General features: G+C 73.9%; 25 protein-coding genes and 1 pseudogene. 14 read left to right on the forward strand and 12 right to left on the reverse strand.

Translation table 11 applies throughout. From position 1 onward, the window contains the following. Window positions 1-48 precede the first annotated feature (48 nt). From sigE to ACFWI8_RS27105, 6 genes are all read left to right on the forward strand, one after another. Window positions 49-861, forward strand: coding sequence for an RNA polymerase sigma factor SigE (gene sigE, locus ACFWI8_RS27080; RefSeq protein ID WP_387096554.1), 813 nt, complete (start codon window positions 49-51; stop codon window positions 859-861). Beyond that, window positions 858-1,652 carry an anti-sigma factor family protein gene (locus ACFWI8_RS27085; RefSeq protein ID WP_387096557.1) on the forward strand — a complete coding sequence of 265 codons (795 nt, stop codon included), beginning with the start codon at window positions 858-860 and terminating at the stop codon, window positions 1,650-1,652. Before sigE ends, ACFWI8_RS27085 begins: the two co-directional genes overlap by 4 nt. Before the next feature lie 148 nt (window positions 1,653-1,800). Beyond that, entirely contained in the window at window positions 1,801-3,306 is a 1,506-nt protein-coding gene (locus ACFWI8_RS27090; protein WP_387096560.1) for a S1C family serine protease, read from the forward strand. Between the two features lie 111 nt (window positions 3,307-3,417). After that, the gene (locus ACFWI8_RS27095) at window positions 3,418-3,951 is read left to right on the forward strand and encodes a sec-independent translocase (RefSeq protein ID WP_387096563.1); all 534 of its coding nucleotides are present in this window, start codon (window positions 3,418-3,420) and stop codon (window positions 3,949-3,951) included. A gap of 135 nt (window positions 3,952-4,086) precedes the next feature. Then, entirely contained in the window at window positions 4,087-4,764 is a 678-nt protein-coding gene (locus tag ACFWI8_RS27100; protein ID WP_387096566.1) for a hypothetical protein, read from the forward strand. Window positions 4,765-5,051: 287 nt separating this feature from the next. After that, window positions 5,052-5,462, forward strand: coding sequence for a hypothetical protein (locus ACFWI8_RS27105; RefSeq protein ID WP_387096569.1), 411 nt, complete (start codon window positions 5,052-5,054; stop codon window positions 5,460-5,462). A 50-nt stretch (window positions 5,463-5,512) separates the two neighbouring features. Here the strand turns inward: ACFWI8_RS27105 and ACFWI8_RS27110 are convergent, their stop codons facing one another. Continuing rightward, window positions 5,513-6,664 (reverse strand): Mrp/NBP35 family ATP-binding protein, encoded by a 1,152-nt coding sequence (locus ACFWI8_RS27110; protein ID WP_387096572.1) that lies wholly within the window; start codon window positions 6,662-6,664, stop codon window positions 5,513-5,515. Between the two features lie 170 nt (window positions 6,665-6,834). Here ACFWI8_RS27110 and ACFWI8_RS27115 point away from each other — a divergent pair, with 170 nt between their 5' ends. Further along, complete coding sequence (locus tag ACFWI8_RS27115; RefSeq protein ID WP_387096575.1) at window positions 6,835-7,548, forward strand: hypothetical protein; 714 nt, start codon at window positions 6,835-6,837, stop codon at window positions 7,546-7,548. 396 nt (window positions 7,549-7,944) lie between these two features. Here the strand turns inward: ACFWI8_RS27115 and ACFWI8_RS27120 are convergent. Both ACFWI8_RS27120 and ACFWI8_RS27125 read right to left on the reverse strand, forming a co-directional pair. After that, a pseudogene (locus tag ACFWI8_RS27120) lies at window positions 7,945-8,325 on the reverse strand (hypothetical protein); the annotation flags it as partial. A gap of 9 nt (window positions 8,326-8,334) precedes the next feature. Continuing rightward, the gene (locus ACFWI8_RS27125; protein ID WP_311604955.1) at window positions 8,335-9,069 is read right to left on the reverse strand and encodes a ferritin-like fold-containing protein; all 735 of its coding nucleotides are present in this window, start codon (window positions 9,067-9,069) and stop codon (window positions 8,335-8,337) included. A 351-nt stretch (window positions 9,070-9,420) separates the two neighbouring features. Between ACFWI8_RS27125 and ACFWI8_RS27130 the strand changes: the two genes are divergently transcribed. Further along, entirely contained in the window at window positions 9,421-11,007 is a 1,587-nt protein-coding gene (locus ACFWI8_RS27130) for a DEAD/DEAH box helicase (protein ID WP_387096654.1), read from the forward strand. Between the two features lie 64 nt (window positions 11,008-11,071). Here ACFWI8_RS27130 and ACFWI8_RS27135 read toward each other — a convergent pair whose 3' ends face one another. Beyond that, window positions 11,072-12,865, reverse strand: coding sequence for a 5'-nucleotidase C-terminal domain-containing protein (locus tag ACFWI8_RS27135; RefSeq protein WP_387096578.1), 1,794 nt, complete (start codon window positions 12,863-12,865; stop codon window positions 11,072-11,074). Window positions 12,866-12,998: 133 nt separating this feature from the next. Between ACFWI8_RS27135 and ACFWI8_RS27140 the strand changes: the two genes are divergently transcribed. After that, window positions 12,999-13,868 carry an alpha/beta fold hydrolase gene (locus ACFWI8_RS27140; RefSeq protein ID WP_387096581.1) on the forward strand — a complete coding sequence of 290 codons (870 nt, stop codon included), beginning with the start codon at window positions 12,999-13,001 and terminating at the stop codon, window positions 13,866-13,868. Window positions 13,869-14,262: 394 nt separating this feature from the next. Here ACFWI8_RS27140 and ACFWI8_RS27145 read toward each other — a convergent pair whose 3' ends face one another. Together ACFWI8_RS27145 and ACFWI8_RS27150 are read right to left on the reverse strand one after the other, a co-directional pair. Then, entirely contained in the window at window positions 14,263-15,105 is an 843-nt protein-coding gene (locus tag ACFWI8_RS27145) for a PHP domain-containing protein (protein WP_387096584.1), read from the reverse strand. Beyond that, a complete protein-coding gene (locus ACFWI8_RS27150) occupies window positions 15,105-15,578 on the reverse strand; it encodes a MarR family winged helix-turn-helix transcriptional regulator (protein ID WP_387096587.1) in 474 nt (157 codons plus the stop codon). The genes ACFWI8_RS27145 and ACFWI8_RS27150 overlap by 1 nt, the downstream gene beginning before the upstream one ends. A gap of 126 nt (window positions 15,579-15,704) precedes the next feature. Here ACFWI8_RS27150 and ACFWI8_RS27155 point away from each other — a divergent pair, with 126 nt between their 5' ends. Next, the gene (locus ACFWI8_RS27155; RefSeq protein ID WP_387096590.1) at window positions 15,705-16,928 is read left to right on the forward strand and encodes an MFS transporter; all 1,224 of its coding nucleotides are present in this window, start codon (window positions 15,705-15,707) and stop codon (window positions 16,926-16,928) included. On the opposite strand, the gene ACFWI8_RS27160 is transcribed toward ACFWI8_RS27155, so the two are convergent. From ACFWI8_RS27160 to ACFWI8_RS27185, 6 genes are all read right to left on the reverse strand, one after another. Continuing rightward, the gene (locus ACFWI8_RS27160; protein WP_387096593.1) at window positions 16,918-17,556 is read right to left on the reverse strand and encodes a DUF6758 family protein; all 639 of its coding nucleotides are present in this window, start codon (window positions 17,554-17,556) and stop codon (window positions 16,918-16,920) included. The two genes, ACFWI8_RS27155 and ACFWI8_RS27160, sit on opposite strands and share 11 nt — an antisense overlap. A gap of 34 nt (window positions 17,557-17,590) precedes the next feature. After that, a complete protein-coding gene (locus ACFWI8_RS27165; RefSeq protein WP_387096596.1) occupies window positions 17,591-18,196 on the reverse strand; it encodes a suppressor of fused domain protein in 606 nt (201 codons plus the stop codon). Next, complete coding sequence (locus tag ACFWI8_RS27170; protein WP_387096657.1) at window positions 18,193-19,122, reverse strand: DMT family transporter; 930 nt, start codon at window positions 19,120-19,122, stop codon at window positions 18,193-18,195. Before ACFWI8_RS27170 ends, ACFWI8_RS27165 begins: the two co-directional genes overlap by 4 nt. Before the next feature lie 70 nt (window positions 19,123-19,192). Next, window positions 19,193-19,420, reverse strand: a complete 228-nt coding sequence (locus ACFWI8_RS27175; RefSeq protein WP_311604740.1) for a DUF3107 domain-containing protein — start codon at window positions 19,418-19,420, stop codon at window positions 19,193-19,195. Window positions 19,421-19,533: 113 nt separating this feature from the next. Continuing rightward, on the reverse strand, window positions 19,534-20,160 hold the full coding sequence (locus ACFWI8_RS27180) for a TetR/AcrR family transcriptional regulator (protein ID WP_387096599.1): 627 nt from the start codon (window positions 20,158-20,160) through the stop codon (window positions 19,534-19,536). Window positions 20,161-20,380: 220 nt separating this feature from the next. Then, window positions 20,381-20,623, reverse strand: coding sequence for a hypothetical protein (locus ACFWI8_RS27185; protein WP_311604744.1), 243 nt, complete (start codon window positions 20,621-20,623; stop codon window positions 20,381-20,383). A 147-nt stretch (window positions 20,624-20,770) separates the two neighbouring features. Between ACFWI8_RS27185 and ACFWI8_RS27190 the strand changes: the two genes are divergently transcribed. The 4 genes from ACFWI8_RS27190 (at window position 20,771) to moeZ (ending at window position 25,568) form a co-directional block, all read left to right on the forward strand. Beyond that, complete coding sequence (locus tag ACFWI8_RS27190; protein ID WP_387096603.1) at window positions 20,771-21,760, forward strand: alpha/beta fold hydrolase; 990 nt, start codon at window positions 20,771-20,773, stop codon at window positions 21,758-21,760. Between the two features lie 436 nt (window positions 21,761-22,196). Then, window positions 22,197-23,018, forward strand: coding sequence for a DUF3152 domain-containing protein (locus ACFWI8_RS27195; RefSeq protein ID WP_387096606.1), 822 nt, complete (start codon window positions 22,197-22,199; stop codon window positions 23,016-23,018). Window positions 23,019-23,304: 286 nt separating this feature from the next. After that, a complete protein-coding gene (locus ACFWI8_RS27200; protein ID WP_387096608.1) occupies window positions 23,305-24,255 on the forward strand; it encodes an NAD-dependent epimerase/dehydratase family protein in 951 nt (316 codons plus the stop codon). 134 nt (window positions 24,256-24,389) lie between these two features. After that, on the forward strand, window positions 24,390-25,568 hold the full coding sequence (gene moeZ / locus ACFWI8_RS27205; protein WP_387096611.1) for an adenylyltransferase/sulfurtransferase MoeZ: 1,179 nt from the start codon (window positions 24,390-24,392) through the stop codon (window positions 25,566-25,568). The last annotated feature ends 302 nt before the right edge of the window (window positions 25,569-25,870 follow it).

Below are 25,870 nucleotides of genomic sequence, written 5' to 3' on the forward strand. Positions count from 1 at the left end.
GGGAAAGCGGTGAATATTTCTTATCCGGAGCTAACGGGCGAGGTGGCTATGGTAGGGACCCGACTGGACACCACCAGAGCCGACAGGGGAGGTGCGGCCACGTCCGCTGGCCGCGGAGTGCTGAGACGCATTTTGCGGTCCTCCGGCGGGCCGAATTCTGTGACAGACAACGCTGACGCTGACCGGGGACAGGCCACCAGTGTGGCCATCGACGGCGAGACCGCCACGAGTGCCGTCGCGACGTTCACCACCGGAGGCGACGGCCAGAGCTGGGCACCGCCCAGCTGGGAAGAGATCGTCAGCACCCACAGCGCCCGGGTCTACCGGCTCGCCTACCGCCTCACGGGCAACCAGCACGACGCCGAGGACCTGACGCAGGAGGTCTTCGTCCGCGTCTTCCGCTCGCTGTCCACCTACACCCCGGGCACGTTCGAGGGCTGGCTGCACCGCATCACCACCAACCTGTTCCTGGACTCCGTCCGTCGCAAGCAGCGCATCAGGTTCGACGCCCTCGCCGAGGACGCCGCCGACCGGCTGCCGAGCCGCGAGCCCACCCCCCAACAGCACTTCAACGACACCCACTTCGACGCGGACGTGCAGCAGGCGCTCGACACCCTCGCGCCCGACTTCCGCGCCGCCGTGGTGCTCTGCGACATCGAGGGCCTGAGCTACGAGGAGATCGCCACCACGCTCGGCGTCAAGCTCGGCACGGTCCGCAGCCGCATCCACCGTGGCCGTTCCCACCTGCGCAAGGCCCTCAAGCACCGCTCGCCGCGCGGCCGTGGCGTGGCGGCCGAGCAGCCCCTCCTCGCCACGGTGCCCGGCCCGTCGCTCGTGCGGGAAGGCGGGGCCGCCGAGTGAGCAGTGCCGCGGAGACCGGCCCGGCTGACCACCACCTCGGGGAGAGCCTGGCGGCCCTGGTCGACGGCGAACTGTCGCACGACAGCCGCGACCGGGTGCTCGCCCACCTCGCCACCTGTCCCAGCTGCAAGGCGGAGGCGGACGCGCAGCGTGAGCTGAAGAGCGTCTTCGCCAGCAGCCCGCTGCCCGTCCCGTCGGCGGGGCTGCTCGCCAGGCTCCAGGGCCTGCCGGCCGCCGCCGGCAGGGAGGGCTCGCAGGAGCCGCCAGGCCCGCCCGAGAGCGCGGGATCTGGCGGCTTCGGCCTGGGCCTGCTGCCCGGCGGCAAGGACGGTGAGTCGCTGCTCGGCCCGCCCACGCTGGGCTCGGAGCGAGGCTTCCGCATACACCAGCCGGGCTCGGCCCGGGGGCACCGGAGCCACCGGCTCGCCTTCGCCGCGGCCGGCGCGGTCTCCGTCGCCGCGTTCGCGCTCGGCGGCGTGATGGGCGGGGTCGGCGCGTTCACCTCGGCCGGCGGCGGCTCCTCGGCACCCAGCACCGTCTCGCCCGGCAGCCTCAACCCGCTCGCCGTGGCGCGTACCACGGCCGGCCGCTCCGACAAGGACATCCGCCCGGTCTCCGTGCTCACCGCGCAGTCGGTCGGGCTGAGCGGCGCGGTGGGCCCCATGGTGACCAACGGCCAGCTGCTTCCCCTGCTGACGCTCGAGCTGACGCCCGGCCCCGTGGCCCCCACGTCCGCCGGCTCCGCGGTGGCGGCGGAGTCCGGCGTTCCGGGAGTCGTGAGCCCCCGCTGATTTCGGACGACTGACCTGGTTCAATTCAGTCTTCAGTCAGTGTTCAGTGCAGTGCCGGGCTCCCCGCGCCCGAACGGCGCGGTAGGCCCGGAACAGCAGGGGCGTCGCCCGAGTGGGGCGGCGCCGACGACGATGGGGATCAGCTGCGATGGACAAGGGGAATGGCCTGCCCGGCCGCCAGGGAGGCTCCCAGGCCCACTGGGGGGCCGCCGGGCAGCGGCCGGACGGCGACGCCGACTCCCGCCCCGGCCATGACCCGTACGGCACGCCGCCGTACGGCCAGCCGGGCCCCTGGGCCCCCGCGCCGCCCGTCCAGCGCCCCAACCCGACGCCGCCCGCCGGCACCTTCGTGCCGCCGCCCGGCGCCACCACCCCGCCGGCCGGCACGGGCCTGCCCCCCGGCGCCTTCCCGCCGCCGCCCGCCGCGTCCACCACCGGCGCGACCGCGCTGCCCGGCCCCCAGCCGGCCGGCCGCTACGACCCCTGGGCCGTCTCCCACGCCATGCCCCCGGCGCCCGGCGCGCCGGGCGGGCCCGAGCCGGAGCCCGCCGGCCGCCGGCCCGTCCGCCTGGTGGCCGCGGCCGCGCTGATCGCCCTGCTCGCCGGCATCCTCGGCGGCACCGTCGGCATCTACCTGGAGCGCAACGGCGCCTTCAGCGACGTGCGGCTCCCGCAGACCCGAACCGAGTCGAACCCGCCGGCCGAGGGCAGCATCGCCGGCATCGCGGACGCCGTGCTACCCGCCGTCGTCACCCTGCACGTCTCGGGCGGCGGCGCGGCCGGCACCGGGACCGGCTTCGTGCTCGACGACACGGGGCACATCCTCACCAACGCCCACGTGGTCCGCCCCGCCGGAGCCAACGGCGTGATAGAGGTCACGTTCGGCAGCGGCGACACCGCCCGCGCCGAGGTCGTCGGGCAGGACAGCGGCTACGACCTGGCCGTGGTCAGGGTCACCGGCGTCTCCGGGCTCACCCCCGTCGAGCTGGGCGACTCCGACGCGGTGCGGGTCGGTGACCCGGTGGTGGCCATCGGTGCCCCCTTCGACCTGGAAGGCACCGTCACCTCGGGCATCATCAGCGCCACCGAGCGGCCCATCACCGCCGGCGGCGAGGAGGTCGACGGCTCCGACATCAGCTACGTCAACGCGCTCCAGACCGACGCACCGATCAACCCGGGCAACTCGGGCGGCCCCCTGGTGGACGTCAACGGCCGGGTCATCGGCGTCAACAGCGCCATCCGCACCGGCGACAGCGGCGGTCTGGAGGGCGGCGCCCAGGGCGGCAGTGTCGGGCTCGGCTTCGCCATCCCCATCAACCAGGCCAAGGACGTCGCCGAGCAGCTGATCAACACCGGCCGCGCCACCCACCCCGTGATCGGTGTGACGCTCGACACCGGCTACCTCGGCGACGGCGCCCGGGTCGGCAGCTCGACCGGCGATCCGGCCGTGGTGCCCGGCGGCCCGGCCGACCAGGCCGGCGTCGAGGACGGCGACGTGATCACCGCCGTGGACGGCGACCGGGTGCGCAGCGGCGACGAGTTGATCGTGAAGATCCGCAGCCACCGCCCGGGCGACGAGCTGACGCTGACGGTGGAGCGCGGCGGGGAGGACCTGGAGCTGGTCGTCACCCTCGGGGAGTCGGCCGGTGAGTGACCGCCGGGTCCCGCACCGACCGTTCATCCCCCGGTGGGGTCCGGTATCTCCCATCCGGCGCCGCGGCCAGGTACCGTTTTGCATCAACCGCTTGTATGAGGGAGCTGACGGATGTTCTTCGACATAGGGTCTCTGGAGTTCATCACCCTCATCGTCCTCGCCATCCTCGTCTTCGGGCCAGAGAAGCTGCCGAAGATGATCCAGGACGCGGCCCGCGTCCTGCGCAAGATCCGCGAGTTCTCGGACTCCGCCAAGCGGGACATCAGGGAGGAGCTCGGCCCCGAGTTCAAGGACTTCGAGTTCGAGGACCTGAACCCGCGGACGTTCGCCAAGAAGCACCTGCTCGACAAGGACGAGTACGGGCTCAAGGAGCTCACCAGCAGCCTCGACGTGCGCAAGGAGCTGACCGAGGTCGGCGACGCGATCAACGGCCGGTCCACCACCCCGCGCACCAGCCCGGACAAGGCCGGCCTCGACAAGACCGTCCTCGGCAAGGCCGACCTGTCGAAGCCGGCCACCGGCGCCGCGGCGGCCACGGGCGCCGCGGCGGCCGCCGCCGGCGGCGGGGCGGTCAACCTCGACAAGGGCGCCAGGCCGGCCGCCGAGGCCCAGCCCGCCGCCCCCTTCGACGCCGACGCCACCTGAGTGGAATCCACCGCCTTCCCGGGGTAAGGCTCCGCCCGGGCTCCCGGCATGCCCGGACACCTCCGATGCGGATGGCTATCCTCCCTATGTCCGGGGTGTGCCCAGGACGAGGGCAACGAGGAGGCGTCGCGTTACATGGAGACCACCAGTCAGGCAGAGCCGCAGGACGCGACAGGCGGCCCTGGTGAGTCCGGGGACGAGACCCCGCAGGGGGTGCCGGGGGCCCGTCGCGCCGTAGAGGGGTTCCTGTCGGCCGGCTTCCCCTGGTACGGGCTGGACGAGGCGTTCAGCGGCCCGCGCTGGCTGATGCAGGTGGGCATGGCGGCGGACGGCACCGTCGAACACGGGTCGACGGGCCACGGCGACGAGCCCTCGCTGCGCGCCGAGCTCGGCCACGACGACCAGCGGTTCGCCGTCGTGGTGACCGTCGCCAGCCGCCCGGTGCGGCGCAGCCCGGACGGCACGGGCGTACTGGAGGCCACCTCGGTCTCCTCGGCCGCCTGGCTGGCCGGATCGGGCCTGCTGTCCTGCACCTGGCCTGCACAGATGGAGCGCGTCCTGCGGCAGGACTGGCTCGAGCAGCAGACCGCCATCGCCTGGGAGCTCGCCGACGACCTGAACGGCGGCGGCTGGTCGATGCTGTCACTCCCGGTGGACGGGGTGCCGACCGACTTCCACTACCGCGAGTCCGAGTACGGCTGGGTGCTCGCCGGCGCCGCCCACCGCGACGTGCACATCGGCGCCTACGGCCGCGGCATGAGCGCCTACGGCCTGGGCTTCGCCGTCGTCAAGGACATCGAGAGCTACGCCTAGTCCGGTCTGCTTTCGCGGTCTGTGTGCTGGTTCGTTGAGGCGTCGTTCGGTAGTGGCCGCGTCGGGCTGTCGCCTGGTGGTGTCCGCGCCAGTTGGACCAGTGCGGCAGCCTGGCCGCGGACGTGGCTGGTGGGGTGAAGAGGGCGGCCAGGAAGGCCAGGGCGAGCGTGACGTGCCGGTGCCACGCGGTCCACGCAGGGGGAACACGTGCCCACTGCCCCTTACTGCGTGCTCATGACATCCTTGCCGAGTCCACAGGATCGGCCGATCCTCCAGAAAGGAAGCTCATGCTGCGAGCATTACGCACCGCCGTCGTCGCGGCCGTCACCCTGACCGCCGTGCTGCTGGGCGTCGGCACCGCCCACGCCGACGGGTGGCGCACCGTGGACATCTCGACCGACTACGGACGGGCCAGCGGTGTCATCACGTGGACCGGAACCAACCAGGCGTACCTCGGCTTCACCCTGGAGGACTATCCGGAGGTGCCGTCCTACTCGCAGCTCCACGTCTCCTACGAAGTGTTCGTGGACGGGCAGTGGGAGCAGCGCATCCTCTATCCGGACCCCGTTCTCATCGCGGCAAACGGCCAGTCCCAGGACCTCGAACGCAACATGACCACCTTCGACCCGCTGCGCAACGTCCTGGTGAGGCTGTGCTCCTGGGAGAACGAGAACCTCCACTGCACCGACTGGAGCTGACCGCACACCACACGCGCCGGCCGCGACCGGCGCGCGCCGACCGGCGCGGGTCAGAACTTGGCGCGCGGCGTGAGCCCGAGTGAGAGGCCCGCCAGGCCGCGCCGCCGCCCGCCGAGCGCGGCGGCCACCTGGCGAAGCGAGGCGCCGGCCGGCGAGTCCGGGTCGGACAGCACGACGGGCTTGCCCGCGTCGCCGCCCTCCCGCAGCCGCACGTCGATCGGGATGGTGCCGAGCACCGGCACCTCGGCGCCGGTCGCCCTGGTGAGCCCCTCGGCGACCCGCTGGCCGCCGCCGGTGCCGAAGACGTCCACCATCTCGCCGCAGTGCGGGCACGGCAGCCCCGACATGTTCTCCACCACGCCGACGATCTTCTGGTGCGTCTGCACCGCGATCGAGCCGGCGCGCTCGGCCACCTCGGCCGCCGCCTGCTGCGGGGTGGTGACCACCAGGATCTCCGCGTTGGGCACCAGCTGCGCCACCGAGATGGCGATGTCGCCGGTGCCGGGCGGCAGGTCGAGCAGCAGCACGTCGAGGTCGCCCCAGTAGACGTCGGCCAGGAACTGCTGCAGTGCCCGGTGGAGCATCGGGCCACGCCACACCACCGGCGCGTTGCCCGGCGTGAACATCCCGATCGAGATCACCTTCACGCCGTGCGCCGACGGCGGCATGATCATGTTCTCCACCTGGGTGGGGACGGCGTCCGTGCCCAGCATCCGGGGCACCGAGTGGCCGTAGATGTCCGCGTCGACCACGCCGACCTTGAGCCCGTCGGCCGCCAGCGCCGCCGCCAGGTTCACCGTGACCGAGGACTTGCCGACCCCGCCCTTGCCCGACGCGACCGCGTAGACCCTGGTGAGCGAGCCCGGCTTGGCGAACGGCACCTCGCGCTCCGCCTGGCCGCCGCGCAGCGTCGTCGCGAGCTCCTTGCGCTGCTCGTCGCTCATCACGTCGAGCTCCACGCGCACCTCGCGCACGCCGGGCAGCGCGCTCACGGCGTCGCGCACCCCACTGGTGATGGTGTCCCGCATCGGGCAGCCCTGGACCGTCAGATACACCCCGACGCCCACGGTGCCGTCCGCCGCGATGTCGATCGACTTGACCATGCCGAGGTCGGTGATCGGGCGGTGGATCTCCGGATCGTTCACCCGGCTCAGCGCGGAACGGACGGCGTCCTCGGTGAGGAGGGGAGTATCGGTAGCCATGCCCCGATGGTACGGCCGACGCGCCGTCACGGGAGCGCCCCCGCCCCCGACCCCGTGCGGGGGCGCGCCGGCTTGCCGGTACGCTGCGCCTCACCGGCCCGTGACCTCGACGAGAGGCAGTCGACGTGACATCTTCCGTGTCCTCAACCTTCCCCGGTTGGCGCAGGGTTGTGACGGCCGTGGGGTGCGCCGGCTTACTCGCGCTGGGGACGGTCGGCTGTGGTGGCGCGGAGGAGGACCCGGACGCGGGCACCAACGGGCTCGCGAGCCTCACGCCGGCGGAGATCGAGGAGCGCGCCGTGGCGGCGGCGAACGAGGCCAGGACGGTACGGCTCTCCGGCACGGTGATCACCGAGGGCGAGTCGTTCCGGCTCGACGTACGGCTCGGCCTGGACGGCGGCTTCGGCGAGGTCTCGGCGGAGGGCGGCGAGACCTTCGAGCTGCTGCGGGTCGAGCAGGACCTCTACATGAAGGCCGACGCGGCCTTCTGGGAGAGCGAGGGCATCCCCGAGGAACTGGAGTCCGACCCGGCGGAGACCCTCGAGGGCATGTACGTGCGGGTGGTGGAGGACGACCCGGCCTACGAGCAGCTGAGCGCCTTCACGGACATGAGCGTGCTCCTCGAGAACCTGCTGACGCTGGACGGCGAACGCGAGGTGGGGGAGCGGGGCGAGGTCGACGGCGCGCAGACGATCAGCGTCGTCGCGGACGGCGGCGACGGCGGCACGCTGGACGTGGCGCTGATCGGCACGCCGTACCCGCTGCGGCTCCAGCGGCCGGGGGAGGCGGGCGAGCTGCTGATGTCCGACTGGGACGAGGACTTCGACCTGCACGCGCCGGAGGACGACCAGGTCCTCGACTACGGCGACGACCTCGTGGAGTAACGGTTCGCTACGGTCTCGCTGCGCACTGGGCGTCGGCCACCGGCCCGCCGGCCCGACCGGGGGGCGCAGCCGCCGAGGTCGGGCTGGCAGCCGTGGGGTGCCGCGCCCACCCACCTGCCCTCCGGGCGGGTCGTCGCGCGGCCCGGCGGCGCAGCCGCCGCGAGCCCGCGGCCCTGCCGGGCTCACCGCGCGTAGCGCGGTTCGGCCCGCCCCCGAGCGTAAAAGCCGGCGCGAAGCGCCACGGCACCCGGCGGCGGAGCCGCCACGGGCCACAGCCCTTGCCGGGCCCCGCACCGCGCGCAGCGCGGTCAGGTCCGCCCACCCGGCGCGGAGCGCCGGGCACGCCGGGCGGCGCGACCGTCGCCCACCCGCGCGGAGCGCCGCGGGGCCTCAGGCCGGGGTCAGCCGCAGGAGCCGGCACTCCGCGGCCCAGCGGGCCGCGAGGCCGTCCGTGTCGGGTGCGTTCAGCCGCTTCGCGGCGAGCGCCGCCGCGGTGGACTCCCACTCCTCCGTGCCGGGCGTCAGCTCCGTGACCTCGGCCGGCCAGGCGATCAGGCGGCCGCCCTTGTCCTTGCTGCGGCAGCTGACCACCACGCCGTCCCCGCCGATCCCGTCGAGCGGCTGCTCGCCCGGGCCGCCGACGACGCAGACCGCGCCGTCGTGCCACACGTGCCACAGGGGCCTGGCCCGGGGCAGGCCGGGGGCCCGCACCCACACCAGACCCGACTTCTTCGCGGACTCCTCGATCAGGGCCCGGTCGAACGCGGTCACCGCCATGCCGGGAGCCTACGCGGACAGACCGAGCGCGGCCATCCGCCTGGTGTGGGCCTCGGTGATCCGGGAGAACATCCGGCCGATCTCGGCGAGGTCGAAGCCGTCCGCGACGCCGCCCACCAGCATCGTGGACAGCGCGTCCCGGTCCGCGACCACCCGCTGAGCCTGGGAGAGCGCCTCGCCCATCAGCCGGCGGGCCCACAGCGCGAGCCGGCCGCCGACCCGGGGGTCGTCCTCGATCGCGGACCGCACCTTCTCCACGGCGAACGTCGCGTGGCCCGTGTCGTCGAGCACCCGCAGCACGAGGGAGCGGGTGTCGGAGTCCAGGCGGGAGGCCACCTCGCGGTAGAAGTCGGCCGCGATGGCGTCGCCGACGTACGCCTTGACCAGGCCCTCGAGCCAGTCGGACGGGGCGGTCATCCGGTGGAACTCCTCAAGCGCGGCGGCGAACGGCTCCATCGCCGCCGTCGGCTCCTCGTCGATCTCCCGCAGCCGGTCGGTCAGCTGCTCGAAGTGGTGGAGTTCGGCCGCCGCCATCCGCGCCAGCGCCGCCTTGTCGGCCAGGCCCGGCGCCAGCTTCGCGTCGTCGGCCAGCCGCTCGAACGCCGCGAGCTCGCCGTAGGCCAGCGCTCCCAGCAGGTCCACCACCGCGGCCCGGTAACGGGGGTCGGCGGATGCCGCTGCCCAGTCCTGGGCGGCGACAGCGGTGGTCGGGGCAGGGGAAGCGGGCGTATCAGGCGTCTCCATGGGGGGCACAATAGTGCCCGCCGGTGAGTTCGCGCCCTGCCACATGTGTGGGGTTCCGGGGTACAGTGCTATGGAGGCTCGCCTACAAGCGGCGGGTCCCATCCCCATGCTGGAGTCCCTGGGGCCGGTGCAAGGCCGACGCCTCAGGATCCCCGCGGATGCCCGGTCGGTGGCCCGATCGGCTCCGACCTGACCAGCCCTCCGCGCGGTGAGTGCTCCCGCACCCGCCGCGGCATGAGGGACCCGCTCGCGCGGTGCGTGCGCTTGAGCGAGACGCCCGGGTCCCGCGCCGGCTTGGCCGGCCCCTACAGGGCCCGCCATCGGCACGGTGGCAAGACCCGCCTCGCCGCGGTGTGCCGCGTCACACAAGAAGAGGCAACGACCCTGTCCGCTACCACCACTTTTCGAGATCTCGGGATCCTGGCCGAGACGGCCGAGGCCCTTGAGGCCGTCGGCATCACCACCCCGTTCCCCATCCAGGAGATGACCCTCCCCGTCGCCCTCACCGGAGCCGACGTCATCGGGCAGGCCAAGACCGGCACCGGCAAGACGCTGGGCTTCGGACTGCCGCTGCTCGAGTGCGTCACCGTGCCCGCCGACGTCGAGGCCGGGCGCGCCACCCCCGAGCAGCTCGGCGACGCGCCCCAGGCGCTCGTCGTCGTGCCCACCAGGGAGCTGTGCCAGCAGGTCACCAACGACCTGCTCACCGCGGGCAAGGTGCGCAACGTGCGCGTCCTGTCCATCTACGGCGGCCGCGCCTACGAACCCCAGGTCGAGGCGTTGGCGAGGGGCGTCGACGTGGTCGTCGGCACCCCCGGGCGGCTGCTCGACCTGGCCGGCCAGCGCAAGCTGCGGCTGAACCAGGTGCGCAGCCTGGTCCTCGACGAGGCCGACGAGATGCTCGACCTGGGCTTCCTGCCGGACGTCGAGAAGATCATCGAGCTGCTGCCGGCCAAGCGCCAGACCATGCTGTTCTCCGCCACCATGCCGGGGCAGGTCATCGCCCTGGCCCGGCGCTACATGAACCAGCCCACCCACATCCGCGCCACCGAGCCCGATGACGAGGGCGCGACTGTGGCCAACATCACGCAGCACGTCTTCCGGGCCCACTCGCTGGACAAGGTGGAGATGGTGGCGAGGATGCTCCAGGCCGAGGGCCGGGGCCTCGCCATGGTCTTCTGCCGCACCAAGCGGACCGCGGCGGACGTCGCGGAGCAGCTGACCAGGCGCGGCTTCGCTTCCGCGGCCGTCCACGGCGACCTGGGCCAGGGCGCCCGGGAGCAGGCGCTGCGCGCGTTCCGCAAGGGCAAGGTGGACGTGCTGGTCTGCACCGACGTCGCGGCCCGCGGCATCGACGTGGACGGCGTGACCCACGTGATCAACTACCAGACGCCGGAGGACGAGAAGACCTACCTGCACCGGGTCGGTCGCACCGGCAGGGCGGGCAACAAGGGCATCGCCGTCACCCTGGTGGACTGGGACGACATCCCGCGCTGGCAGCTGATCAACAAGGCGCTCGGTCTCGACTTCCCCGACCCGGTCGAGACCTACTCGACCTCCCCGCACCTCTTCGAGGCGCTGTCCATCCCCGAGGGCACCAGGGGCACGCTGCCGCGTGCCGAGCGCACCAGGGCCGGGCTCGACGCCGAGGAGGTCGAGGACCTGGGCGGCCCGGAGAGCAGGCGCTCCGCCCAGCGCCGTTCCGCCGGTGCCGCGGCCCCCGCGGCCAAGCCCGCGCGCAACAGGCAGCGCCGTCGCACCCGTGGCGGCGTGGCGATCAACGAGGCCGGTGGAGCGGCCGAGGCGGTGGAGGCGGCGGCGCCAGCGGCGGCCACCCCCGAGCCGGAGGCCGGGGAGGCCACCGCGCCGCGCACCCCGCGCCGCAGGCGGCGGACCAGGAGCGGGCAGCCCGCCCGGGCCGAGCGGACCGAGTCCTGACCCGGTCACCCGTGTTCCCCGTGCGGCGGACGCCGGTCCGCCGCACCCGCAACGGGTTCGGCGCCTAGAACACCGGGGTGCCGTCCCTGGTGAGGCGCCAGTCGACGGAGGCGAAGGCGGACGGATCGATCTCGCCGCTTTCGCGAACCCAGTCGATGATCGTGTTCCGGATCTCGTCGGAGTTCGACCAGAGCTGATCGGCGGCCGCGACATGCGGGAAGTTGCCGCCGCCGTTGGCCCGGTAGTTGTTGACCGCGAGCACGAACTCGGCGTCGTCCGCCACCGGCTCGCCCCCGAACCGCAGGTCGACGACGCGTGACCCCGGCTCCCTGGCGATGTCGATGTCGTACGTCACCCCGCGGACCACGTCGTAGTTGTAGTCCGGGATGCCACCCGCGTTGGTGAGCCCGGCCGGGTCCACGGGAGCGCCGGCCGGGGTGCGCACGAAGTAGCGCACCGAGTACTCCAGGTAGTCCCGTAGCTGGGCGCCGGTGATCAGCCGCGCCTCCAGCGTGTTCTCGTAGACGTACATGCCGGCCACGTCCCTGATGGTGACCTCGCCCGCCGGTATCGCGGCCGTGCGCGAGAAGCAGGCCGCCTGCGAGAGCACCGGCAGGTCCGCGTACTCGCCGCCGGCCAGTGCGGCCCGCACCGTCTCCGCCTGCACGTGGTTGATGAAGTCGGTGATCGCGGTGTCCCGGTACGGCGCCTCGGCCGCCGTCATGGACGCGGTGGCGGTGCCGATCACCTGGTTCACGTACGCCACGACACGGGCGTGCTGCTCGGCCAGCAGCCCGGTGATCTCCGGGTCCTCCTCCACCGTCCTGGTGTCGCGCAGGCTCGCCGCCACCCGCTCCACCCGCCACCCGCCGCGCTCCCAGACCAGCTCGAAGTCGAAGAGCGTCAGCCGCTTCCCCCAGAACAGCGGCTCGGACAGCACGACCTCCCGCCCCGTCTCGGCGTTGGTGACCCGGCGCTCGGCGATCTCCGTGTGCGCGTGACCCACCAGGATCGCGTCGATGCCCGGCACCCGCTCGGCCACCAGCGCCGCCGCGTTCTCCACGTGCGGCAGCTGGTCGCCGTAGGAGGACGTGCCGCTCGTGCCGGAGTGCGCGGACACGATCACGACGTCCGCGCCCATCGCGCGCAGCCGGGGCACCCAGTGGGCGGCCTGCTCCTCCAGGCCGGGGAAGACCATCCGGCCCTCGACGTGGGCGCGGTCCCAGACGGCGATGCCGGGGTTGGTGAGGCCGAGCACCGCCACCCGCACGTCACGGCCGTGCGGGGTGCGCAGCCGGGTCATCCAGTAGGGCGGGAAGGCGGGGCGCTCGGTGGCGGCGTCCAGCGCGTTGGCGGCCAGCAGTGGGAAGCGGCACTGCCGCTCGAACGCGCGGAGCAGCGGGATGCCGTAGTTGAACTCGTGGTTGCCCAGCGCGGCCGCGTCGTAGCCGATGGCGTTCATCGCCAGCGCCATGGGGTGGACCGGCCCGCGGGCCTGGGTGATCGGGTCGACCTTGGCGTAGTAGTAGGCCAGCTGGGTGCCCTGGATGGTGTCGCCGGCGTCGATGAGCAGGGTGTTGCGGGCGCCCTTCTCCTGGCGCACCTGGTCGACGAGGGTGGAGAGCTTGGCAAGACCGATGTCATTGCCGCCGCTGTCGGTGAACTCCGCGTCGGTGAAGTAGTCCCAGTTGAAGACGTTGCCGTGCAGGTCCGTGGTGCCCATCACGGTGAAGGCGTACCGCCTGGCAGAACCGCCGCCGGCCACCGCCGGTGGCGCGCCGACGGTGCCCGCGATGGCCACTCCGGCCCCGGTCGCGGCCGTCCGGCCGAGGAACGCTCTGCGGTCGAGCGACGACATCGGTGACTCCCTCTGCTGCTGTCTGCTGTGGCTCTTTTTCTGGTTTCTGGAAACGCGCGTAGATTCTGGCGGCCCGCCCGGGCCGGGGAACAGTCCTCGTGGGTTTCGCCTGGGTGACGGTTACGCTCAAGGGGTGAGCAGACCCCCGTTCGCCGTCCCACCGGTCGGGGTCACGGCCCGTCGGCTCGTGACCCGTCGCGGAGAGTTCGCCGTGCTCGACGCGGCCCCGCGCGACGAGCGGCCGATCGGCACGGCGCTGCTCATCCCCGGCTACACGGGGAGCAAGGAGGACTTCATCGCGCTGCTCGCGCCGCTGGCCGAGGCCGGCTACCGGGCGGTCGCGGTCGACGGCCGCGGCCAGTTCGAGTCCTCGGGGGTGCTGCCCCACGCCGCGTACCGCCTCGGCGCGCTGGCCGAGGACGTGCTGGCACAGGCCGAGGAGCTCGGCCCGGAACCGATCCACCTCGTGGGCCACTCGCTCGGCGGCCTCATCTCACGCGGCGCCGTGCTGCGGGCCGCGGCGGCCGGCCGGAGGCCGTTCGCCTCCCTGACGCTGATCGCCTCGGGCGCGGGGCGGGTGGCGCGCTGGCAGCGCGTCAAGGTGCGGGCGCTGGCCGTGACCCTGCCGGTGCTGGGCGCCGGCACGATCTTCCGCCTCGTGCACCGGCGCGGCACCGAGGCGGAGGCGGAGATCGACGAACTGCTCCGCCGCCGCTGGGTGTCCAACGCGCCGGCCCAGCTGCGGGCCACGGGCCGCACCCTGCGCTTCGAACCGGACCGCGTCGCGCGGCTGGCCGCCGTCGGCCTCCCGATCCACGTGCTGTCCGGCGAGCGCGACGGAGCGTGGCCCGTGCGGGGCCTCGACCGCATGGCCCACACGCTGCGCGCCCGCCGCACGGTGATCCGCGGCGCGGGACACTCCCCCAACGCCGAACGCCCCGACGCGACGGCGGCGGCCCTGACCGAGTTCTGGTCCACGCTCTCGCGCGACGCGCGAGGTTAGGCCGCGTCCTCGCGCGGAGCGCGAGGGGAGACCGGTGCCGCGCCCACCCACCCGCCCTTGGCAGGTGGCCTCGCGCGGCGACCGCGCAGGCCCGGCGGCGCAGCCGCCGCCTTGCCGCGCCCCGCCCTGGGCGGGGGCCCCGCGCGAAGCGCGAGCGACCTCAGGCCCGCTTGCGCGGTGAAGCCGCCCCCAACGCGCGGAGCGCGTGACAGGGCGGGTGGGTGGGGGGAACTCCCGCGCGGAGCGCTGGGCGGCTGCGAGCCGCGCCGCAGGCGCCAGGCTCGGGCGGCGCAGCCGCCGGCTGCCCGCGCGGAGCGCGAGAGGGCGGGTGGGTGGGGGCAAAGCCGGCGGGGAGCGCCGGGGTGCTGCGTGAGCCGCGCCGCAGGCGCGCCGCTCAGCCGCGTAGCGGCCGCGTCCCGGTGGCGCGCGCCACGAGCGCCTCGTAGACGTCGGGGGACGTCGTGTGCTCGCCGAGCCGGCACGGCTTGCGGTCGCCGTGGTAGTCGCTGGAGCCCGTGGTCAGGAGCCCGAGGTCGGTGGCCAGGGAGTGGAGCCGGACGCGCGTGTCGGTGTCGTGGTCGACGTGGTCCACCTCGACGCCGTCGAGGCCGGCCGCGGCGAGTCGGGCGATCGCGTCCTCGGAGACGACCCGGCCGCGCTTGGCGGCGAGCGGGTGGGCGAAGACGGCGACGCCGCCGGCCGCGTGGATCAGGCGGATCGCCTCGAAGGCGTCCAGTTCGTGCTTGCCCACGTGGGCCCGGCCGCCGTCGCCGATCCACTCGGCGGTGAACGCGGCCGAGACGTCCTCGACGACGCCCGCCTCCACCATGGCGGCCGCGATGTGCGGGCGGCCCACCGAGCCCTCGGCCAGTTCGCGGACCCGTTCCCAGGTGATCGGCACGCCGAGGTCGCGCAGCCGCGCCACCATGCCCTGGGCCCGCGGCACCCGGTCGTCCCGCAGCAGGTCGCGTTCGCGCGCGAAGGCCGGTTCCCCGGGGTCGAAGAGGTAGCCGAGCATGTGCAGGCTGATGCCGTCCAGGCGGCAGGAGATCTCCGCGCCGGTGACCAGCGTCAGCCCGGACGGCAGCGCGGCCGCCGCCGCGGCGTGTCCGGCGACCGTGTCGTGGTCGGTGAGTGCCACGACGTGGAGCCCGGAGGCCGCCGCCTCGCGCACGAGGTCGGCGGGGGAGTCGGTGCCGTCGGAGGCCGTGGAGTGGGCGTGCAGATCGATGCGCATCAGCTCAGGGTAGGAGGCCCGGGCGGCGGTGCCGTGGGCTGGAGGGTGCGGACGGCGGCGACCAGGCGGGCGAGTTCGGGGCGCCGCTCGGCGAGGTCCAGCGCCTCGCGGAGCGCCGTCTCGTTGGTGGGGCGGGCCTCGTCCAGCAGCCGGCGGCCGGCCTCCGTGACGTCGGTGTAGATGCCGCGGCGGTCGGTCGGGCAGAGGTAGCGGGTGAGCAGGCCGCGGTCCTCGAGGCGGTTGACGAGGCGGGTGGTGGCGCTCTGGCTGAGCACCACGGCGTCGGCGAGCTCGTTCATCCGGAAGTGGCCGCCGTCGCCCTCGTGCTGTCGGCTGAGCACGTCGAGCACCGAGTACTCGCGGACGCTGAGGCCGTGGCCCGCCTGGAGGGCACGCTCGATGTGCGCCTCGATGCGGTCGTGCAGCGCGGACAGCGCGCACCACCCCTGGGCCAGACCCGGCTCGGTACGCATCGCCTCTCCTTCCGTTCCGGCCAGCATAGCCCTGCACCGCGATAGACGGCGTTTGCAGGTAACCGGCGTCTGCAACTATTGTTCAAGCCGACAGGAGTCGTACGCAAGAAAAAAGGAGGGCTCCTCATGCCCATCGCGCTCCTGGCGCTGGCCATCGGGGCATTCGGGATCGGTACCACCGAGTTCGTGGTGACCGGGCTGTTGCCGGAGTTCGAGGCCGAGTTCGGCGTCTCCACACCCACTGCCGGCTTCACCGCCTCCGGCTACGCGCTCGGCGTCCTGGTCGGGGCCCCGCTGATCGCGGTACTCGGCGGGGCGACCGCCCGCAAACGGCTGCTGATGGTGATGATGGCGCTGTTCACGGTGGGCAACGCGCTGTCGGCCGTGGCTCCCGAGTTCTGGGTGCTGCTGGTCGGCCGGGTGGTCTCGTCCCTCGCGCACGGCGCCTTCTTCGGGGTCGGCTCCGTCGTGGCGGCACGGCTGGTGGCGCCGGAGCGGCGGGCGAGCGCGATCGCGCTGATGTTCACCGGACTGACGATCGCCAACGTCGTGGGCGTGCCGGCCGGCACGCTGCTCGGCCAGCAGGTCAGCTGGCGCCTCACGTTCGCGGTCATCGCCGTGATCGGCGTGCTGGCGCTGACCGGCGTCGCGGCCCTGGTGCCGGCGGGCGCCGGCGAGGACCCAGGGGGCGCGGGCGGCCCGCGCCACGTCCGCCTCGAGTTCGCCGCGTTCCGCGACGCCCAGGTGCTGCTCGCGATGGCCATGACCGTGCTGGGCTTCGGCGGGGTGTTCGCGGCCATCACCTACATCGCGCCGATGATGACGGACGCGGCCGGCTACGCCGGGTCCAGCGTGACCTGGCTGCTGGTGCTGCTCGGCCTGGGGATGGTGATCGGCAACCTGGTGGGCGGCCGGTACGCGGACCGGGCGCCGACCGGGCTGCTGTACGTCTCGCTGGCCGCGCTCGCCGTGGTGCTGGCCCTCTTCACCCTGACCGCGCACGACAGGCTCGGCGCCGCCGTGACGCTGCCGCTGATCGGCGCGTTCGGCTTCGCCACCGTGCCGCCGCTGCAGAAGCGGATCCTGGACAACGCGGCGGACGCGCCGACCCTCGCCTCCGCCGTCAACATCGGTGCCTTCAACCTGGGCAACGCGCTCGCCGCCTGGCTGGGCGGCCTGGTCCTGTCCGCCGGCGGCGGGCCGACCATGCCCAACCTGGTGGGCGCCGCGATGGCCGCGAGCGCGCTGGCGCTCGCCGTGCTCGGCTCGACGCTCGACCGCGGGCGCCGGCGCCCGGTCGGCGTCGGCGACCACCGGGTGGCGCGTCCCGATCCGGTGGCTACGACATGATCCGCGGCGAGAGCGCCCCGCAGGGCACCAGGTCCAGCTCGGAGCCCGCGTCGCGCAGGTCGGTCAGCACCAGCTCGTCGTACATCAGGACCCCGGCCTGCTCGGGCCACAGCACCGCCCACAGCCACAGGCCCATCGCCTCGCCGGCGAAGACGGCGCGGTCGGCCGGCGCGTCCGCGACCTGCCACAGCGGGGTGGGGTGGCCGGCGGCGAGCACCTTGACCTGCGGGGAGTCGTCGACCGGCAGCCGGGGCCCGGGGTCGGGTCCCGCGACGCCCGCGAAACGGGCGCCGAGGCCGACGCCGAGCTCCTCGGCGATCAGCAGCATCTCGCCAGGGCCGCCGAGCGGTCCCGGGCCCGAGCAGGCCACCGCGGAGGCCCGGCCGCCGGCGCGGTCGTCCCCGGCGCTGGTCGCGCCCGTGAAGAGCCAGCCGACCGGCAGCGGCCACGGCATCCACACCGGGACCCGGGCGCGGTTCACGACCACCGTGAGGGCGTTGACGCTGGGCGGGACGACGGGCTGGACCGGATGGACGGGCCCGTGACCGGCGCACTGCCAGGAGTCGGCGAAGAGTCCTGGCGCTCGGACCCGTCCGCCGCACTTCGGGCAACTGGGTTCGCCCCTCATAGGGACCAACAGTCCCTCTGCCCCGCCCCATCCGTCAAGGCGTGTCCCCCGACCGTGGGAGGCCGGCCCGGCGCGGGTCGAGCGGGTCGACGCCGAGCTCCCGCCACCGCTCGATCAGGGCCGAGGCGCCCCTGGCGCGCTTCCACGCCGCCTCGTTCCGCGTCAGCGGCAGCACTGGCAGGAAGCGGACAGGATCGCGCGGCGCGGGCAGATCGAGCTCCGGCACGGTGCCGTCCGGCTCGCCCAGCAGCACGGAGGTGAAGGGCGCCCCCGGCCACAGCGGCTGACCCAGGTCGAGCGAGCCGCCGGGGGCCGCGACCACGCCCTCCACCTGCGGGCTGGCGGCCACCGTGGCCAGCGCGCGCGGCACCCCGTCGACCGCGGGGTCGCCGGCGCGCACGGTGAGCAGCAGCTCGGCGCGCGGGCCGCGCTCGGGGTCGGCGACGACGGCCGTGGGGTCGGCCATCGGCGCGGCCGCCATGCCGAGCGTGGCGTAGCGCACCAGGCCGCCCGCCGGGTCGGGGAAGCGCAGCACCTCGATCCGCTCGGCGCCGAGGAACGTCACGGCGGCCCGGCCGTCGGGCTCGCCCAGGGCGGCCCGCAGCCGCTCCTCGACGAGCGCGAGCACCTCGCCGCTCACCGGCGCTCCCCGCGGATCACCAAGGCGAGCCCGGCCAGGATCACGGCCAGCGCCGGGTAGGCGGCGACCGGCGGCAGCTGGCCGAGCGCCAGCGCCGCGATCAGCACCGCGCCGGGCGTCTCCAGCAGCGTGGCGGTGGAGGTGACGGCGGGCCCGAGCCCGCGCACCACACGGTTGAGCAGCGAGTGGCCGAGCAGTTGGGCGACGACGGTGATGGCGAGCAGCTTCAGCCAGGTCTCGCCCGAGTAGCCGCCGAGCGCGGCACCGGCGAGGAGGCAGACGGGGAGCAGCAGCGCCGTGGTGGTGCCGTAGCAGAGCAGGGTGTAGGCGGTGGTGCTCGTGGTGCGCCGCACCTCGGCGCCGAGCAGCACGTACGCGGCGCCCGCGATGCCGCCGCCGAGCGCCAGCGCGTCGCCGACCAGCGCGTCGGCCGAGACCGCGAGGTCGACGCCGGTGAGCAGCACCACGCCGACGAAGGCGATGGCCGAGCCGAGCCACACGCCGGTGGCGGGCCGGTGGCCGAGGAGCCGCAGCAGCAGCGTGGTCCACAGCGGCGTCGTGGTGACCAGCGCGACCGAGGAGGCGACGGAGGTGAGCCGCAGGCTGGGCAGCCAGAGCCCGAAGTGGGCGGCGAGCGCGGCGCCCGCGGCGAGTGAGAGGAGCAGGGTGCGGCGGCTGACGCCGGCCAGCTCGGCCAGCACGCCGCGCCGCCTGAGCAGCGCGGGCAGGAGTCCCGCGACGGCCAGTGCGTTGCGCCAGAAGGCGATGGCCAGGGCGGGGGCGGCGGTGGCGGCGGTGAGCGGGCCCGAGGCCGAGATGCCGACGACGGCCACCCCGAGCAGTGCCCAGTCCAGACGCGGGTCGGCGGCCGACGCGAGGGCGGCGGGCCCCGGCCCGCCGGCGCCGGCCCGGGCCCTCGCCCGCATCCGTGCGCTGATCACACTTCGGTCCCTCCCCAGGAGACGGTGGCCGGAGGCCGGCCACCGCCCGGTGGCGTCAGAGGGCGCCGAAGCCGACCCGGCGGGCGGCCTGCACGCCGATCTCCACGTAGGCGATCCGGTTCGAGGGCACCAGGACCTTGCGGCCACGCTCGTCGACCAGCGACAGCAACTGGTTCTCGGAGGCCAGGGCCTCGGCCACGGCCCGCTCCACCTCCTCGGCAGACTGCCCGCTCTCGAGAACGATCTCGCGCGGCGTGTGCTGAACGCCGATCTTGATCTCCACGGCTTGTCCCTCCGCTGATCCGTTAGCTCGTCACAGGTTATCCGCGCGTGGAGGTGCCCCGGACACGGCCGGCCACGCCCAGAGCGAACACCGGATCCGCCGGGTGCCGGCCGTCAGTTCTGCTTGGGGAAGCCGGCGATGCCCCGCCAGGCCAGGGCGGCCGTCAGGTTCTTCGCCGTCTCGCGCGGGATGCCGCGCCCGGAGCTCAGCCAGTGGCGGGCGGTGATCTGCGCGAGCCCGCAGAGGCTCACCGCCAGCAGCATCGACTCGTCCTCCGGCAGGTCGGTGTCCTCGGAGATCAGCGGGCTGACGAGCTTGGCGCAGTCGAGCGAGACCTGGTCGACACGCTCCCGCACCGAGGGTTCGTTGGTCAGGTCCGACTCGAAGACCAGCCGGAACGCGCCGCCCTCGTGCTCCACGTAGGAGAAGTAGGCGTCCATGGTGGCGGCGATCCGCTGCTTGTTGTCGTTGGTGGACGCCAGCGCCCGGCGCACCGCCTGGACCAGCGCCTCGCAGTGCTGGTCGAGCAGCGCCAGGTACAGCTCGAGCTTGCCGGGGAAGTGCTGGTACAGCACGGGCTTGCTGACCCCGGCGCGGACGGCGATGTCGTCCATCGCCGCGGCGTGGTAACCCTGGGCGACGAAGACCTCCTGGGCGGCGCCCAGCAGCTGGTTGCGCCGGGCCCGGCGCGGCAGGCGGGTGCCGCGGGGGCGTGCCTCGGTCTGCTCTGTGGCTGTCACGCCGCCTCCCGGTGGTCGTGTGTGCGTGTGGTGCCGCTCGTGCTCTTCGTACCGCGTTCCGTCTGTCGCGCCGTCGCGTACTGATGCTCGTGCTCGTACTCGTGCGTACTGCCGTCATCGTACGGTCGTGTGGTCGCGCAGCGTGCATCGTGAGGGCAGGATTTCACTCTGCGGACACCGGTCGCGGGCGCCGCCACCGCCCCGGGGCGCGGTCGGCCGCTCAGCGCGGGTCCTCGCGGTAGTCGTCGTCGCCCGGGTCGACCACCCGGGCCTGCTCGGCCGCGTCCGCCGGGTCGGCCTCCGGCTCGCCGCGCTCGGCGAGCGGCGTGTCGCGCAGTCTGAGCAGCTCGAGACGCTGCTCGGCGACATCGCCCTCGGCGGCCTCCTCGTCGAGCTCCTCCTCGTACTCCACGGACTCCGGGTACTCGTCGAAGGACTCCGGTTCTGTCGGGTCCTGCCGCATGGCTTCACCACCTCCGGCTCTCGGGTGGGCACCTCCCACCCTAGGCGGGCGCGCCGGGAGAGGCGAACCGGGATGTGACGCCGGACACAGGACCAAGGTCCCACTGGTGCGTGTGTGCGAGCGTGACGGGCTCGTAATATTGCGCCCATGCCATCCACGGAAGAGCAGCGAGCCGAGGCGGCGCTCGCCGCCGCGGAGGGCTGGCCAGGGGTGCGGGACGGGGAGACCATCCGCACCACCGACGTCCCAGGGATGACGCTCGCGGTGCGCCGCCGCGCCGGCGGCGTCGACGGCCTCGAACCGGCCCTCCTGGTGCACGGCCTCGGCGGCTCGTCCCGCAACTGGTCCGCACTGATGGAGCAGTTGACCGCCGACGTCGAGTGCGAGGCGATCGACCTGCCGGGCTTCGGGGCCTCGCCGCCGCCCCCGACCCGCGACTACTCCGTCTACGGACACGCGCGCGCCGTCATCCGGCTGCTGGACGCCGGCGGCCGCGCCCCGGTGCATCTCTTCGGCAACTCGCTCGGCGGCGCCGTCGTCACCCGGGTCGCCGCGCTCCGCCCCGATCTCGTCCGCACCCTCACGCTGATCGCGCCGGCCATGCCGGAGCGGCTGCCGCGGCTCACCTCCATCCCCACCGGACTCGTCGGCCTGCCCGGCGCGACCCGGCTGCTGCGCTGGGCGACCCGCGACCAGCCACCGGGCCGCCGCGCCCGCGAGGTGCTGCGTCTGGTGTACGGGAACCCGGAGCGGATAACTCCCCTGGAGTTCGCCATGGCCGAGGCCGAGATGGAGCGCAGGCAGGGGCTCCCCTACTTCTGGGAGTCGCTCGGCCGCAGCACCCGCGGCCTGCTCAACGCCTACACCCTCGGCGGCCAGCACTCGCTGTGGCGGCAGGCGGAGCGGGTGCTGGCGCCGACCCTCCTCGTCTACGGCGCCCGCGACCGGCTGGTCGGCGTCGCCAGCGCCGGGCGGGCCAGCCGCGCATTCGGGTTCTCCCGGCTCGTCGTGCTGCCGGAGGCCGGTCATGTGGCCATGATGGAGTTCCCGGCCGAGGTGGCCGGTGCGTTCCGGGAGTTCCTCACCGAGGCGGCCGTGGCCGCGGGCGACCGAGGGGAGGCCGATGGACGCCCGTGACGCCGCCGGGCCCCGCGTGGGGCCGGCGACAGGACCGCGCCAGGAGTATCTCGATGCCTTCGACGCCCCCCATGCCTCCCGACCCGGGCGACCCATCCCAGGGCAGCGCGCGGCGGGCCGGGCAGCGGCCAGACGAGTGGGGCTGGCAGCCGAGGCCGGGCCGGGGACCGGGGACGACCGACGTGCGGGAGGCCCAGGGGAGACCGGCGGCGCGGGGCGGTCACCGGGCCGGGGGAGGCCGGAACGGTCAGGAGACGACGGGGACGCGGGGCGTCCAGGGAGCGACGGGTCCGGTCGGCAGGACGGGCCGGAGCAGGGCGGGCCGGCGCGGCGCACGGCGTCGTCCGGGCGTCATGGCCGGCCGCGCGAGCGGCGGCGTGGGCTCGGGGATAGCCGGGGCGAGCGCCGCGCGGGCTGGGGACGCACTCTCACCGGCGTGGCGGCCGCCGCCGTCGTGACCGTGCTCACCGTCGTCGTCGGGACCGACCTGACGGGCGGCTCAGGGCGGTCGGACAGCGTCGGCCCGCTGCTCGACACCGAACCCGACACGGCGCGGCCCGACGCGGGCCGCGGCGGCGGGGAGGACGACCCGGCCGACCCCGACGGGCACGGCGAGTCGCCCTCGGGCTCGGTCGAGGAGGAGCCGGCCGAGCCGACCTTCGAGGAACAGCTGGCCACCATGGTCGAGTTCGACCCGGAGCTGACCGGTTCCGGGGAGTTGGTCCCGGTGGGCGGCAGCGCATCGGCGGGTGACCCGACCGCCACCACCCAGGTGCGCTACCGGGTGGACGTCGAGGACGGCCTCGGTCTCGACCCGGAGTTCTTCGCCGAGGTGGTCCACCGCACGCTCAACGACCCGCGCGGCTGGGGCAACGGCGGCGAGCGCTCGTTCGCCCGGGTGTCGGCCGGCGAGTACGACTTCGTGGTCACCCTCGCCAGCCCCGGCACCGCGGCCGAGTGGTGCGCGCTCTCCGGCCTCGACATCACCGAGGACAACGTCTCCTGCAACTCGTCCAACACCGAGCGCGTGATCATCAACGCCTGGCGCTGGGCGCAGGGCTCCGAGACCTACGGCGAGGACATCGCCGCCTACCGGCAGATGCTGGTCAACCACGAGGTGGGGCACCGGCTCGGCTACGGCCACGTGGTCTGCCCGGGCGAGGGCGAGCTGGCCCCGGTGATGATGCAGCAGACCAAGTTCCTCGAGACGGACGGCGTGACCTGCCGCCCCAACCCGTGGCCGCACCCGGAGAGCTGAGCCCTTCCCGCCCCGGCCGGCCTCGCGGGTGCTTCCCGCTGTTCGCCGTTGTGGTGTAACGACGCCCATCCCCGCGACGTCACGAAACTTCACCCCTTCTGATGGTGCGGCGGACATCCGTCCGTCGTGAGGTGCACAAGTAGACATACCGTCTCTCCGTCATGGGACCGACGGGAGAAGGGGGTGCACCGGTGCACGCCGCGCGTGGGGCCAGGCGGACCGTTTCGCCACCCCCGTTCCGCCCCGGCCCACCAAGATCATGTTCACACGCAAGGAGCACAGACCGATGAGAGTGCTGCTTCTCGGCGCGGGTGGGTACCTGGGCCGGTTCGTCGCCGACCGGCTGCTCGCCGATCCCGCCGTGCAGCTGACCGCCCTGGGGCGTGGCGACGACGCGGACGTCCGCTTCGACCTCTCCACGGGCAGCCCGGGCGCGCTCACCCGATTCCTGGACGCCGTGCACCCCGGGGTCGTGATCAACTGCGCGGGTGCGATCCGGGGTACCGCGAGCGAGCTGACCAGGCACAACACGGTCGCCACCGCCACCCTCTGCGAGTCGCTGCGGCGCAGCGGCTGCCGGGCCCGGCTGGTCCACATCGGCTGCGCCGCCGAGTACGGGCCCTCGCAGAACGGCTCGTCCATCGCGGAGGACGCCGTAGCCCGCCCCGGCGGCCCCTACGGCGTCAGCAAGCTCGCCGCCACCGAGCTGGTGCTCGGCTCCGGACTCGACGCCATCGTGCTGCGGGTCTTCTCGCCGACCGGTCCTGGCACCCCGGCCGGCTCGCCGCTCGGCCGGCTCGCCGACTCGCTGCGGCGCGCCATGCAGCACGGCGACAGCGAGCTCAAGCTCGGCGGCCTCGCCGTGCAGCGTGACTTCGTCGACGTGCGCGACGTGGCGCGCGCCGTGCACGCCGCCACGCTCTCGGCGGCCCAGGGCGTGGTCAACATCGGCACCGGGCACGCGGTCCGGCTGCGCGAGGCGGCGGCGGCGCTGGCCAGGATCTCCGGCTACGCCGGCACCCTGCACGAGCTGGAGGGCCCGCCGCCGCCCCGGCAGTCCCCGGAGACCCTCGGCGGCCAGCACCCGCTGCCGGCCGTCGGCCCCTACCCGGACGGCTGCGGCCCGTGGCAGCAGGCGGACGTGCGCACGGCGCGCGACCGGCTCGGCTGGCGGGCCAGGATCAGCCTGGAGGAGTCGCTCGCCGACATCTGGATGGAGGCCGCCTGCCGGATGTGAGGGGGCGGACGGCGCCCAGGCGCCGGCTTCCTCCGGCCCCGGTGCCCGGAGTGTGGAATCGGTGTCTCGGAATCAACCGGGGCGTGGCAGTGTTGAGGGACGAAAGACCGTGTCCCTAGACCTACGGAGTCCCCGTGTCGCTGCCACCCCTGGTAGAGCCGGCCGCCGAGCTCACCGTCGATGAGGTCCGCAGGTACTCCCGCCACCTGATCATCCCGGACGTCGGGATGGACGGGCAGAAGCGGCTGAAGAACGCCAAGGTGCTCGCCGTGGGCGCGGGCGGTCTCGGCTCACCGGCGCTGATGTACCTCGCGGCGGCCGGGGTCGGCACCCTGGGCATCGTCGAGTTCGACGTCGTCGACGAGTCGAACCTGCAGCGGCAGATCATCCACAGCCAGGCGGACATCGGCAAGTCCAAGGCGCTGTCGGCCAAGGAGACGGTGCAGGGCATCAACCCCTACGTCCAGGTCAACATCCACGAGGAGCGGCTCGACTCGTCCAACGTGCTGGAGCTCTTCGCCCAGTACGACCTGATCGTGGACGGCACGGACAACTTCGCCACGCGCTACCTCGTCAACGACGCCTGCGTGCTGCTGAACAAGCCGTACGTCTGGGGCTCCATCTACCGCTTCGACGGCCAGGCCTCCGTCTTCTGGTCCGAGCACGGCCCGTGCTACCGCTGCCTCTACCCGGAGCCGCCGCCGCCCGGCATGGTGCCGAGCTGCGCCGAGGGCGGGGTGCTCGGCGTGCTCTGCGCGTCGATCGGCTCGATCCAGGTGACGGAGGCCATCAAGGTGCTGACCGGCACCGGCGAACCGCTGGTCGGCCGGCTGATGATCTACGACGCCCTGGAGATGACCTACCGGCAGGTCAAGGTCCGCAAGGACCCCAACTGCGCGGTCTGCGGCGAGAACCCGACGGTCACCGAGCTCATCGACTACGAGGCGTTCTGCGGCGTCGTCTCCGACGAGGCGCAGGCGGCCGCCAAGGACTCGACGATCACGCCGCGGCAGTTGAAGGAGTGGATCGACTCCGACGAGAAGATCGACATCATCGACGTCCGCGAGCCGAACGAGTACGAGATCGTCTCCATCCCGGGCGCGCGGCTGATCCCGAAGAACGAGTTCCTGCTGGGCAACGCGCTGAGCGACCTGCCGCAGGACCGGCGGATCGTGCTGCACTGCAAGACGGGCGTGCGGTCGGCCGAGGTGCTGGCGGTGTTGAAGGACGCGGGCTTCTCGGACGCGGTCCACGTCGGCGGCGGCGTCATCGGCTGGGTCAACCAGATCGAACCGGAGAAGCCGGTCTACTGAGAGCCGGGGCCTGGCCGCCGTGCGGTGCCGCGCCCCCCACCCGCCCTTGGCAGGTGGCCTCGCGCGGCACGGCCCTCCGGGCCGGTGGCCCGGCGGCGCAGCCGCGGCCTAGCCGGCCGGGCCGCTCACCGCGCGAAGCGCGAAGAGGGCGGGTGGGTGGGGACCAAACCCCGCGCGAAGCGTCGGCACGAGGCGCGGCCGCGCCGCTCCGTGCGGAGCGCGGAAGGGCGGGCGGGTGGGGGAAAGCTCCCGCGCGAGGCGCGGACACCGACCGGCACCGGGCCGTCAGGCCCGGCCCGCGC

This window comes from Streptomyces sp. NPDC127098, assembly GCF_042722465.1.
GTDB classification, from domain to species: Bacteria; Actinomycetota; Actinomycetes; order Streptomycetales; family Streptomycetaceae; genus Streptomyces; species Streptomyces millisiae.